This window comes from Saccharopolyspora sp. NPDC002686 (genome assembly GCF_040295745.1).
In the GTDB taxonomy this organism is placed as follows: Bacteria; Actinomycetota; Actinomycetes; order Mycobacteriales; family Pseudonocardiaceae; genus Saccharopolyspora; species Saccharopolyspora oryzae.
In genome coordinates this window covers 1-11,038 of record NZ_JBEOVY010000268.1, presented here as the reverse complement: position 1 = coordinate 11,038, position 11,038 = coordinate 1, and the positions used below count along the sequence as shown (strand labels likewise).

Here is an 11,038-nt window from a genome sequence, read left to right as displayed (position 1 = left end):
GTTCGCCGATGTGCCGTTCCAGCAAGGACAGCCCGCGTTCGGTGTTGCCGGTGACGGCCCGACGACGGCCGGTGCGCTCAGCCGAGGGCGGCGCGGTGCTTGCGGCCCAGTTCGACGTAGTTCTGGGCGGAGAGCTTGAGCGCTTCCTGCTCCTGGTCGGTGAGTTCGCGGCGGACCTTGCCCGGTGTTCCGGCGACCATCGACCCGGGTGGCACCTCGGTGCCCTCCAGCACCACCGCGCCGGCGGCCACCAGCGATCCGGCGCCGATGCGGGCACCGTTGAGCACCACCGCGCCCATCCCGATCAGGCAGCCCGGTTCGACGGTGCAGCCGTGCAGGACCGCTTTGTGCCCGACGGTGACGCCCTCACCGATCCGCGCGGGGAATCCGGGGTCGGCGTGCACCACGCAGCCGTCCTGGATGTTGCTGGCGGCGCCGATGCTGATGTCGGCCATGTCGCCGCGCAGCACCGCGTTGTACCAGACGCTGGCCTCCGCGCCCAGGCTCACGCGGCCGATCAGCGCCGCGCCCGGGGCCACGAACGCCTCCGGGTCGATCTGCGGGCTGATGCCGTCGATGGTGATGGTGGTCGGGTCGGCGGTCACTGGTCCTCCTGTGCTCGGCGCTGCTGGTGCAGCCATTGCAGCGCTTCTTCGGTGTGTCCGTCCACTTTGGTCTCGATGCCGTCGAGGAACGCGCGGTCGCCGTGCGCGGCCAGCTCGGCCAGCACCGCCTGCGGGTCACCGGCGTCGATGATCTCCAGCAGCCGGTGGTGGCGGGCGACGTCGCCGCCCAGGCTCTCCAGGTCGCTGCGGGCCTTGCGGTTGAGCGCCATGGACAGCATCAGCTGCAGCTGCAGCGCCCGGTAGGCCTCCTCGAGGCGCTGGTGCCCGGACAGGCCGACCACCGAGACGTGGAAGGCGAACGAGCACTCCAGGTAGCCCGGTTCGTCCCCGGCGGTGGCGGCCGCGCTCATCGCCTGCAGCGCCTCCCGGCACCGCCGCATCCGCGCCGGATCGCGCACCGGAACACCCAGCTGCACCGCCAGGCGTTCGAACTCCGCGCGCAGCGTGCAGATCTCGTAGATGTCGTGCAGCGTCAGCGGGGTCACGATCACGCCCTTGCGGGGCACCTGCCGCACCAGGCCTTCGCGTTCGAGCACCCGCAGCGCCTCGCGCAGCGGCGGGCGGCTGATGCCCAGTTCGCGGGTCAGGCGGTTCTCCACGATGCGCTGCCCGCACAGCAGTTCACCGCCGACGATCATGCGGCGCAGCGTGGTGGCGGCCAGCTCCACGAGGCTGGGTGGGCTGATGATGCTGGGGGCGCGCACCGACGGGGCGTCTTCCACGGATCCGGTCACGACCGGCAGTGTCTCCTTCCGGCGCCGGGTAGCGGGGCGTGTTCGGCGTTTCCCGCCCGAGCGGCTGGTCCGCCCGGAGCAACCTCGACGATCAAGCTTGTCAGCTCCGAGCTGACTGCTGTAGACAAAAGTCCAGTGATGCCGATCACGGTGTCCGGTTCACCCCCGGATTCATGGAGCCGCGCATGACTACCTCCCCCACGCCCGGTCCGCTCCCGCTGCACGGGGTGCGCGTGCTGGAGATCGGTGCGTTCATGGCCGCGCCGTTCGCCACGATGCAACTGGCCGACCTCGGCGCCGACGTCATCAAGGTCGAGAACCCCGCCGGTGGTGACCCGGTGCGCCAGACCGGGCCGTTCCTGTCCGGCCACAGCTCCCCGTTCCTGCGGCTCAACCGCAACAAGCGCTCCGTGGCGCTGGACCTGAAAACCCCCGAGGGCCACCGGATCCTGCAGCAGCTGCTCGACGACGCCGATGTGCTGGTGGAGAACCTGCGGCCCGGTGCGCTGGCCGGGCTGGGCTTCGGCCCCGAACCGGTGCGCGCCCGCAACCCCGCCCTGATCTACGTCTCGGCCTCCGGGTGGGGGCAGGACGGGCCGCTGGCCGATCAGCCGGGACTGGACATCATGGCCCAGGCCCGGGCCGGGCTGATGAGCATCACCGGCCACCCCGGCGGCCCGCCCACCAAGGTCGGCGTGCCGATGTGCGACCTGGTGTGCGGCCTGTACGCCGCGCTCGGGGCCGTGGCGGCGCTGCGCAGCAGGGAGAGCACCGGGCAGGGCCAGCACGTCGACGTCTCGCTGCTGGAGGCCGGGGTGTCGTTCGCGGTGTGGGAGGCCGGAACCTACTTCGCCACCGGGGAAACCGGCCGCGCGCACGGTTCGGCGCACCAGAACAGCGCCCCCTACCAAGCGGTGCGCAGCAAGGACGGGTGGGTGACGGTCGGGGCGACCACCACCAAGACCTGGCCGGCGTTCTGCCACGCCCTCGGCCTGGCCCACCTGCTCGACGACGAGCGCTACCGCAACTCCTACGACCGCTACCAGCACCGCGACAGCCTCATCCCCGCCATCGAAGACGCCACCGCGCAGCGCAGCACCACCGACATCGTCGACGCGCTCACCACAGCTGGGGTGCCGTGCGCGCCGATCGCCACCACCGATGAGGTGTTCACCAACGATCACCTGCGGCAACGGGACTTCTTCTGGGACGCCGAGCACCCCGAACTCGGGGCGGTGCGCCAGATCGGCTCCCCCGTGCGCCTGTCCGCCACCCCACCGCGACGCGATCAGGCCGGCCCGACGCTGGGTGCCCACACCCGCGAGGTGCTCACCGAAGCAGGCCTGGACGCCGACGAGGTGAGGCGGCTGGCCGAGCGCGGGGTCATCGCCACCGGCGACTGACCCCCAATCCCGGTTTCTTTTCGCGACGCAAGCTCGAGGAGGAGCTATGCGTGGGTTCTCGTGCGGCCGCCGGATGCTGGCCGTGTTGAGCGCGGTGGCGCTGCTGGGCGGGTGCGCGCTCGGCAGCGCTGGTCAGGACCAGGCTGGAGCGCCGCTGCCGGTGGGGGCGGTGACGATGGTGGTGCCCTTCGCCGCCGGCGGCGGCAGCGACATCTCGGGACGTGCCATGGCCGCCGGGCTGACCTCGGTGCGCCCGCAGATGCGCGTCGACGTCGACAACCGGGAGGGCGGGCAGGGCGCGGTGGCCTACTCCTACCTGCTGTCCAAGGCCGGTTCGCCGAACTACCTGCTGGCCACCGAAACGTCGCTGCTGGTGCTGCCGCTGAGCGTGGACGTGGCCTTCTCCTACCGCAGCTTCACCCCGATCATGAAGCTCGGCGAGGACTACACGCTGCTGGTCGCCCTGCCCTCGTCACCGATCACCAGTTGCGCGCAGGCGGTGGACCAGAGCCGCCACCGGCGGGTGCTGGCCGGGATCTCCGGTGCGCTGGGCCCGGATGCGGTGGTGTTCTCCGAGATGGAGCGGGTCGCGGGCGGGGACTTCGACACCGTGCCCTACGAGGGCGGTGGGGAAACGATGGCCGCGGTGCTGGGCGGGCAGGTGGAGCTGGCGTCGCTGAACCCCAGCGAGGTCATGGGCCAGTTGCGCGCCGGAGAGCTCAAAGCGCTGTGCGTGTTCGCCGACCAGCGCTACACCTACCCGCAGCTGGCCGACATCCCGACCTCGGTGGAGCAGGGCATCCCGGTGTCCTTCGCCCAGTTCCGCGGCATGATCGCTCCGGGCGGGCTGTCCCCGGAGGCCACCGAGCACTGGATCTCCGCGGCGCGCAGCTTCGCCGAATCCCCCGCCTACACCGAGTACGTGGCCTCGGAGTTCCTGCAGCCGCGGGTGGCCTTCGGCCAGGACTTCGCCGCCTACCTCGAGGAGAGCGAGAAGCTCGTGGCGCAGGTGGTGCGGCGATGATCGCGCAGCGCGGGCAGGTGGTGTTGTTCTCCGGTTTGGCGCTGCTGGGCGCCGGGTTCGCGCTGAGCGCGTTCGGCTACGGCGTGCTGCTGCCGGAATCGCGCATCGGGCCGGGGTTCCTGCCGCTGGTGGCCGGCGGGTTGCTGGCGGTGCTGTCGGTGCTGCTGCTGGTCGAGCAGCTGCGCAGGCCACAGCCGTCATCCGCGGTGCGCGGGGTGGACGACTTCGGCCGCACCCCGCAGCAACGGGTGTGGATCTTGCGGCGGGTGTTCGTGCTGCTGCCGGTGGCCGTGGCGCTGGTTCCGGTGCTGGGCATGGTGTGCGCGCTCGGTGTGCTGGTGCTGGTGATCTCGACCTGGTTGGAGCGGCGGCGCCTGCTGCCGGCGGTGCTGCTGAGCGCGTCGTCGGCGGCAGCGATGTACGTGGTGTTCGCGGTGGTGCTGCAGGTGCCGCTGCCCACCGGGGTGTTCGGGTTCTGAAGCCGTGTGCGGAGGTGATCGCGTTGCTCGACAACCTGCTGCTGGGTGCGTCCACGGCGTTGACCCCGGTGAACCTGCTGTGGTGCTTCGTCGGGGTGCTGCTGGGCACCGTGATCGGGCTGCTGCCCGGTCTGGGCTCCAGCACCGGGGTGGCGATCCTGATCCCGCTGACGCTGACCGTGGAACCGGTGACGGCGCTGATCATGCTGGCCGGCATCTACTACGGATCCCAGTACGGCGGCACGATCACCTCGGTGCTGCTGTCCACCCCGGGTGAGGCCGCCAGCGTGGTGACCACGTTGGACGGTTACCAGATGGCGCGCCAGGGCCGTGCGGGTGCGGCGCTGGCGATCGCGGCGATCGGGTCGTTCGCGGCCGCGATCGCCTCGCTGGTGCTGCTGGCCGCGGTGGCGCCGCCGTTGGCGTCGGTGGCGTTGCAGTTCGGGCCCCCGGAGAACCTCGCGGTGATGGTGCTGGCGCTGGTGACCCTCGTGGTGCTGGCGACCGGGTCGAAGCTGCGGGCCGCGGCGATGGCCTGCGCCGGGGTGCTGCTGGCGTGCGTGGGCATCGACTTCGGCACCGGTCAGGCCCGCTACACCTTCGGCAGCGTCGAACTGCTCTCGGGCATCCCCTACATCGAAGTGGTGATCGGGTTGTTCGCGGTGGGCGAGGTGCTGCACCAGATCCAGGTCGGTGCCGCTCGCCCGATCCGCGCGGGCTTCCGAGACCTGGTGATCCGCCGCCGCGACATCCGCGATTCGGCCGGGTCCATCGCGCGCGGCAGCGCGATCGGGTTCGGGCTGGGCATCCTGCCCGGCGCCGGATCGACGCTGGCCTCGTTCATGGCCTACGGGCTGGAGCGGCGGGTCTCGCGCAACTCCGCGCAGTTCGGGCACGGCGCGATCCAGGGTGTCGCGGCCCCGGAGAGCGCCAACAACGCCGCGGCCAACGCCAACTTCATCCCCACCCTCACCCTCGGCATCCCCGGTGGCGCGACCACCGCGGTCCTGCTGGGCGCGTTGACCGTCTACGGCGTGCAGCCCGGGCCGCTGCTGTTCGACGAACAACCCGACCTGGTGTGGGGGTTGCTGGTGTCGTTCTTCATCGGCAACGTGTTCCTGCTGGTGCTCAACCTGCCGTTGGCGCCGGTGTTCGCGCAGCTGCTGCGCATCCCCTACGGCTACCTCTACCCGCTGATCCTGTTCACCAGCTTCGTGGGCGCCTACGCCATCGACAACAACCTCTTCAGCGTGTGGCTGGTGCTGATCTTCGGCGTCATCGGCTACGGCATGAAGCGCTTCGACCTGCCGATGGCGCCGCTGGTGGTCGGGGTCGTCATCGGAGGACTGCTGGAAAAAGCGCTCGTGCAGTCCTCGGCGCTGCTGGACGGCAACCTGTGGCTGCTGGCGACCAAACCGATCGCGGTGAGCATCCTCGCCGCAGCAGCCGTGCTGCTCATCGGTCCCGCACTGGTGCGGCGCTCGCGCACCCGATCCGGAGAGGAAACCCATGTCTGACCAGCTGATCACCCGCCGCGACGGTGCCGTGCTGCAGGTGGTGTTCAACCGTCCCGCGCAGCGCAACGCCATGAGCTGGGCGATGTACGAGGGGCTGGTGGCCGCCTGCCGCACCGCCGAGGAGGATCCCGGTATCCGGGTGCTGGTGCTGCGCGGAGCCGGTGAGGAGGCGTTCGTGGCCGGTACCGACATCGCGCAGTTCACCGAGTTCAGCAGCGGCGAGGACGGCGTGGCCTACGAGCAGCGCATGGAAGCGGTGCTGGAGCGGCTCGAGGCGGTGCGGGTGCCCACGATCGCGGCGATCTCGGGCTACTGCGTCGGAGCGGGGATCGCGTTGGCCGCGGTGTGCGATCTGCGGGTGTCGACCACCACGGGGCGCTTCGGGGTTCCGGTGGCCCGCACCCTGGGCAACTGCCTGGCGATGAACACCTACTCGCTGCTGGTGTTCCACCTCGGCCCGGCGCGGGCGAAGGACATGCTGCTGCGCGCCCGGCTGTTCGACGCCGCCGAGGCGCACGCCGCGGGTTTCCTCACCGAGGTCTGCGAGGTCGAGGAGCTGGATGCCACCGTGGCCGGCATCGCCGCGCGCCTGGCCGAGCACGCGCCGTTGACGATGTGGGCGGCCAAGGAGGCGGTGCGGCGGTTGCGGGTGGCGAACCTGCCCGAGGGCGACGATCTGGTGCGCACCGTGTTCGGCAGCCAGGACTTCCAGCACGGGGTGCGCGCCTTCCTGGACAAGACCCCACCCCGCTGGCAGGGCCGCTGACCCCTCGGTTTCGGCTACGGTGGCGGCATGCTTTGACGCATCCGCGCCCCACCTCGACTTCTTCGCCCCCCGCATCGTGTTCCCGGTGACGAAGGAGTTGTTCTGTGCGTGATCGTGCTGTGGTGGTTCCGGCCGAGTACGCCGCCACCCACCGCGAGGTGTTCGGTGAGGGCCGCTGGCTCACCGACTTGCCCGCGTTGGCCCAGCGGCAGTTGGCGGCGTGGGATCTGCGCGTCGAGGGTGCGCCCCGGCACGGGATGGTGGCGTTGGTGCTGCCGGTGCGGCGGGCCGATGGGAGCGCGGCGGTGCTGAAGTTGCAGCCCGTCACCTCCGACACCGTGGGTGAGCCGGTGGGGTTGCGGGCTTGGGACGGTGCGGGAGCGGTGCGGCTGCTCGACCACGATCCCGATTCGGGCAGCATGCTGCTGGAGCGCCTGGGCCCGGCGGCGCTGTCGAGTGTGGACGATGACGATGCCGCGGTGCGCGTCATCGCCGAACTGCTCGCCCGCCTGCACACCGTTGCCGCCCCACCCGGTGTGCGGCACCTGGCCGAGATCGCTGCCGCGATGGTGCACGAGACCCCGCAGGCGTGCGGGCGACTGGCCGACGACCAGGCGGGGTTGCTGCGGCGGTGTGCCGACGTCGTCTCCGAGCTGCTCTCCGAACCTGGTGAGCGCTTGCTGCACTGGGATCTGCACTACGACAACGTGCTGGCCGGTGGCCGTGAACCGTGGCTGGCCATCGACCCTCAGCCGCTGATCGGCGACCCCGGATTCGAGCTGCTGCCCGCGCTGGACAACCGCTGGGAGCAGATGGTGGCCACCGGTGATCTCCCCGCGGCGCTGCGGCGCCGTTTCGCGATCCTCACCGACGTGCTGGGCCTGGACCGGCAGCGGGCGGTGGGGTGGTCGTTGGGGCGAGTGCTGCAGAACTGCCTGTGGGAGGTCGAAGACGGCGCGACCGGGCTCAGCGACGTGCAGACCAGCATCGCCGAAACCCTGCTCCCGCTGGGCCCCTGACGGTCGCGGTCAGCCGTCGAAGCGGCGGCGTGCTCGCTCGATGTGGTCGAGGTGGTGGTGGGTCCAGCCGCAGATGACGTCGACCGCGGCGCGCAGGCCCTGGCCCGGTTCGGTGAGGGCGTACTCGACCTTCGGCGGGACGGTGGGGTGCACGGTGCGGTCGAGCAGGCCGTTGCGCTCGAGCATGCGCAGGTTCTGGGTGAGCATCTTGTGGCTGATGCCCTCGACTTCCTGGCGCAGTTCGCTATGGACAAGCGCACCGACTTCCTGGACTGCTTCACCCACGCCGGTGGCAAGCAGGCCCGTACCCCGGAGTTGAAGCGGAACCTGATCGCGGTGCTGATCGCGCATTCCACCAACCTCAGGCTGCCCCGCATGGCGGACGCCTGCGGGATCTCCTACGACGTCCTGGCCTGGACCGCCGAGTGGTATGTGCGGGAGGAGACGCTGCGCGCGGCGAACCTGGCGCTGATCGGCTACCACCAGAAGCTGCCGCTGACGGCGGTCTTCGGCTCCGGCACCTTGTCCTCCTCCGACGGCCAGCGGTTCCCCACCTGCGGCAAGTCCGTCACCGCCAGGGCGTTGAGCAGATATTTCGCGCACGAAGGGCTGTCGACGTACACGCACGTGACCGACCAGCACACCACCTACGGCACGAAGATCATCGTGGCGACCAAGCGCGAGGCGCACTGCGTACTGGACGAAATCCTCGGCAACGCCACCGACATCCCGATCACCGAGCACGCCACCGACACGCATGGGGTGACGCTGGTCAACTTCGGCCTGTTCGACCTGCTCGGGCTGCAACTGTCCCCACGCATCCGGGACCTGGGCAAGATCACCCCCTACCGGACCGGCCCAAAATCGCAGGTCGAGACGGCGTTCCCGCTCGCGGGGCCGATGCTGACCCGCCGAGCCAAGCTCGATCTGATCGCAGTGCACTGGAGCTCTCAGCATCCAGCCGGCAGAACGCCCTCGCCGCAGCGCTCAGGGAGTACGGGGCGCTCCGACGCACCATCTACGCCGCCCGCTACCTGTCCGACCCAGCCTACCGCCGGAAGATCACCCGACAGCTAAACAAGGGCGAGTCACTGCACGCGCTCAAGCGGGACCTGCTGTATGCCCACGAAGGAACGATCCGCGCCCGCCATCTGGAGCAGCAGACCGAACAAGCCTGGTGTCTCACCCTGGTCACCAACGCCGTGGTCACCTGGACGACCGAGTACTACGGCCTGGCGGTGGAGTCGATGCGCCGATCCGGGCGCCGCATCGACGACGAGGTGCTCGCCCACATCTCCCCAGCCCATAGCGAGAACATCAACTTCTTCGGCTCCATCGACGTCGACATCGAAGGGGAACTCGCCCAGCTCGGCCCCACCGGGTACCGGCCCCTGCGCGTGTGCGACACCCTGTTCTGACGCTTGGCCGCGACGGGGGAGCTTCCCGCGGAGCGATCGGGGAAAGGGGCTCGTGCGACGCGCAGATAGTGGGGAGTTGGAAGACCTCATCGAGTGTGACGGCATCTGCTGAGCATCTGCTCTCCGACGTCGACATAGCCGGCGAACAGCCCGATCACGTCGTGGAGCCGATCTTGTGCCGGGCCGGGATTGACCAGGTCTTCGCCGTCGCGCAGGGCGGCGATCAGGGTTCTGGCCCGCGCATGGCTGGCCTCCAACAGCGTCTCGATCCCGGCGGTGGCTTCGATGAGAAGTCTGCGGCTGCCGGGCTGCGGGATCACTCGGGCAAGCCCCCAGGAGTCCAGCTGCCGCACCGAGGTGCTCACCGCCCCCTTGCTCAGTTCCAGTTCGGCGGCGATCGCGTCGAGAGAGGCGGGCTCCTCGGTGACCAGGAGCAGCCCATAGACGCGGCCGGTCGCGCGCGGCAGATTCCACGAGGCCAGCAGGTCGCCTACCGACGTGATGAACGCGCGGCGCCTGGCCACGCTCATCACTGTGCCCGCCTCGATGCCGACACCGTGCGCAGGAACACCTCGATCGCCTTGTTCACCGTCTGAGGGGCGTCCTGGTTCGCGATGTGGCCGGCACCGGGGATGACGACCTCCTGGACGCCTTCGGCCTGAGCCCATCTGGGCATGGCCGAGGCGATGTTGCCGGTCCGGTCGTGCTCGCCACGGATCAGACACAGCGGCACTGGCGTGCGAAAACCGGGATCGGGGGTGAGGAACTCGACGGTTGCCTGCCACACCTGGAGGAACTCCTTCTTCGACAACTGCGAGAAGGCACGCCGGGCATCTGCCCGCGCGGCCTCGCTCACCGCGGAGGCCTCCGCCATCAGACGGGGAAGGTTCTTGGCCGGGATCATCGCCAGGCTCGGCGCGGCCATCTTCACCAGCAGATACTCCTTCCACGACAACGGCGCCGTGTTCCACGCCGCGCCGATCACGATCAGCGCCCGGGCCAGGTCCGGATACCGCCGCACGATCGCCTGACTGAGGTTACCGCCGAGCGACTGGCCCACCAGCACCGGCCGATCAAGCGCGAGGTGCTCGATCAGCACGCGCAGGTCTGCGATCGCCCGTTCGGCGGTGAAGCCGGCACCGGCCGGGCGAGATAACCCGTGGCCGCGCATGTCCCACACGACGACCCGATATCCCCGGGCACGCAAATACTCGCGCTGAGCGTCAAACATCACATGATCGGCCCCAGCGCCGTGCGAGAACACCAGCGGCACACCGTCACCGCCGCTGTCGGCGTAACGAAGAGCGCAACCATGAAGCGACAGCGACAAATTCACCACTTACTAAATATAGCAAATTACGAGCCGGATGCGGGGATGGCCATCACAGGCGCGCACGGCCAGAACGAGGCGGAACTCCGGCACGCCCAGGCCACCTATGTAACCCGCAAGACCCCCCGGCGGGCGATCATCACGGTGGTGAACGCCATCCTGAAGGCTCGTGACCCCACCTGGTGTGGTGAGGCCACCAGCGCGGCGTCGGGATCTGCGCAACAGGCGCGCCCGGATGCGGCGCAAGGGCGGCGCCGTCGACGTCATCGTATGGCGCACCACCCAGCCCGGCTGCTGCCTCGCCTGCTGGCCGGACGGCGGGCCGGGCCGGTCTTCCTCACCGATCGCCGTGCTCGGGTCGTGTTGCCGCCGGGCGACCTCGACCTCGGCTCCGGGCGAGTCCGGCTGTCCTACCGCAGGGCCGCCGAACTGTTCGAGCAGACGACCACCAACTGCCCCGGCGGGCCCTGGACACTCCACCAGCTCCGCCACTCCGCGCTCACCCACGCTGCGGAGGACGGCGCCTGACACCGGCAACCCCTACTTCGGCGACCACCGCCCGGTCAGCACGGTCCTCGGCGTGCGCGAGCTGACCTTCCCCGGTCAGCTCGTCGAGATCAGCTTCATCGTCGACGAGCGCTCGAGCGGGACGCTGATCCCTGACCACTTCCTGCACCGCGACATCCGGGTGCCGTTCCGCGCAGCCGGCCAAGGAGCGCGAC

The 11,038-nt window shown here is 70.0% G+C and carries 11 protein-coding genes and 2 pseudogenes; 8 read left to right on the top strand and 5 right to left on the bottom strand.

Annotation, left to right across the window (positions count from 1 at the left end; genetic code table 11):
* Window positions 1–77: 77 nt before the first annotated feature.
* Window positions 78–605: a gamma carbonic anhydrase family protein gene (locus ABTZ89_RS28245; RefSeq protein ID WP_270950296.1), complete on the bottom strand. Its 528-nt coding sequence runs from the start codon at window positions 603–605 to the stop codon at window positions 78–80.
* The gene (locus ABTZ89_RS28240; protein WP_270950295.1) at window positions 602–1,360 is read right to left on the bottom strand and encodes a GntR family transcriptional regulator; all 759 of its coding nucleotides are present in this window, start codon (window positions 1,358–1,360) and stop codon (window positions 602–604) included. Before ABTZ89_RS28240 ends, ABTZ89_RS28245 begins: the two co-directional genes overlap by 4 nt.
* 185 nt (window positions 1,361–1,545) lie before the next feature.
* On the opposite strand from ABTZ89_RS28240, the gene ABTZ89_RS28235 reads away from it, so the two are divergent.
* From ABTZ89_RS28235 to ABTZ89_RS28210, 6 genes are all read left to right on the top strand, one after another.
* Window positions 1,546–2,763, top strand: a complete 1,218-nt coding sequence (locus tag ABTZ89_RS28235) for a CaiB/BaiF CoA transferase family protein (protein WP_270950294.1) — start codon at window positions 1,546–1,548, stop codon at window positions 2,761–2,763.
* Window positions 2,764–2,809: 46 nt separating this feature from the next.
* Window positions 2,810–3,787: a tripartite tricarboxylate transporter substrate binding protein gene (locus tag ABTZ89_RS28230; RefSeq protein ID WP_351050231.1), complete on the top strand. Its 978-nt coding sequence runs from the start codon at window positions 2,810–2,812 to the stop codon at window positions 3,785–3,787.
* Window positions 3,784–4,266 carry a tripartite tricarboxylate transporter TctB family protein gene (locus ABTZ89_RS28225; RefSeq protein ID WP_351050228.1) on the top strand — a complete coding sequence of 161 codons (483 nt, stop codon included), beginning with the start codon at window positions 3,784–3,786 and terminating at the stop codon, window positions 4,264–4,266. Before ABTZ89_RS28230 ends, ABTZ89_RS28225 begins: the two co-directional genes overlap by 4 nt.
* Before the next feature lie 23 nt (window positions 4,267–4,289).
* Complete coding sequence (locus ABTZ89_RS28220) at window positions 4,290–5,783, top strand: tripartite tricarboxylate transporter permease (RefSeq protein ID WP_351050225.1); 1,494 nt, start codon at window positions 4,290–4,292, stop codon at window positions 5,781–5,783.
* On the top strand, window positions 5,776–6,549 hold the full coding sequence (locus tag ABTZ89_RS28215) for an enoyl-CoA hydratase/isomerase family protein (RefSeq protein WP_270950290.1): 774 nt from the start codon (window positions 5,776–5,778) through the stop codon (window positions 6,547–6,549). Before ABTZ89_RS28220 ends, ABTZ89_RS28215 begins: the two co-directional genes overlap by 8 nt.
* Before the next feature lie 104 nt (window positions 6,550–6,653).
* Window positions 6,654–7,568 carry an aminoglycoside phosphotransferase family protein gene (locus ABTZ89_RS28210; RefSeq protein WP_351050222.1) on the top strand — a complete coding sequence of 305 codons (915 nt, stop codon included), beginning with the start codon at window positions 6,654–6,656 and terminating at the stop codon, window positions 7,566–7,568.
* A gap of 9 nt (window positions 7,569–7,577) precedes the next feature.
* Here ABTZ89_RS28210 and ABTZ89_RS28205 read toward each other — a convergent pair.
* A pseudogene (locus ABTZ89_RS28205) lies at window positions 7,578–7,814 on the bottom strand (winged helix-turn-helix transcriptional regulator); the annotation flags it as partial.
* Between ABTZ89_RS28205 and ABTZ89_RS28200 the strand changes: the two are divergent.
* Window positions 7,815–8,986 (top strand): annotated as a pseudogene (locus tag ABTZ89_RS28200) (Tn3 family transposase). It abuts the pseudogene before it with no gap.
* 86 nt (window positions 8,987–9,072) lie between these two features.
* On the opposite strand, the gene ABTZ89_RS28195 reads toward ABTZ89_RS28200, so the two are convergent.
* Together ABTZ89_RS28195 and ABTZ89_RS28190 are read right to left on the bottom strand one after the other, a co-directional pair.
* A complete protein-coding gene (locus tag ABTZ89_RS28195; protein WP_351050237.1) occupies window positions 9,073–9,516 on the bottom strand; it encodes a GbsR/MarR family transcriptional regulator in 444 nt (147 codons plus the stop codon).
* Window positions 9,516–10,259 (bottom strand): alpha/beta fold hydrolase, encoded by a 744-nt coding sequence (locus tag ABTZ89_RS28190; RefSeq protein ID WP_351050219.1) that lies wholly within the window; start codon window positions 10,257–10,259, stop codon window positions 9,516–9,518. Before ABTZ89_RS28190 ends, ABTZ89_RS28195 begins: the two co-directional genes overlap by 1 nt.
* A gap of 102 nt (window positions 10,260–10,361) precedes the next feature.
* Between ABTZ89_RS28190 and ABTZ89_RS28185 the strand changes: the two genes are divergently transcribed.
* On the top strand, window positions 10,362–10,844 hold the full coding sequence (locus tag ABTZ89_RS28185; protein ID WP_351050216.1) for a hypothetical protein: 483 nt from the start codon (window positions 10,362–10,364) through the stop codon (window positions 10,842–10,844).
* The last annotated feature ends 194 nt before the right edge of the window (window positions 10,845–11,038 follow it).

Excerpts from the sequence above, each read along its gene's own strand:
- ABTZ89_RS28215 (WP_270950290.1), top strand. The coding sequence starts at position 5,776 with ATGTCTGACCAGCTGATCACCCGCCGCGACGGTGCCGTGCTGCAGGTG.
- ABTZ89_RS28195 (WP_351050237.1), bottom strand. The coding sequence starts at position 9,516 with ATGAGCGTGGCCAGGCGCCGCGCGTTCATCACGTCGGTAGGCGACCTG.
- ABTZ89_RS28235 (WP_270950294.1), top strand. The coding sequence starts at position 1,546 with ATGACTACCTCCCCCACGCCCGGTCCGCTCCCGCTGCACGGGGTGCGC.
- ABTZ89_RS28225 (WP_351050228.1), top strand. The coding sequence starts at position 3,784 with ATGATCGCGCAGCGCGGGCAGGTGGTGTTGTTCTCCGGTTTGGCGCTG.
- ABTZ89_RS28185 (WP_351050216.1), top strand. The coding sequence starts at position 10,362 with ATGGCCATCACAGGCGCGCACGGCCAGAACGAGGCGGAACTCCGGCAC.
- ABTZ89_RS28230 (WP_351050231.1), top strand. The coding sequence starts at position 2,810 with ATGCGTGGGTTCTCGTGCGGCCGCCGGATGCTGGCCGTGTTGAGCGCG.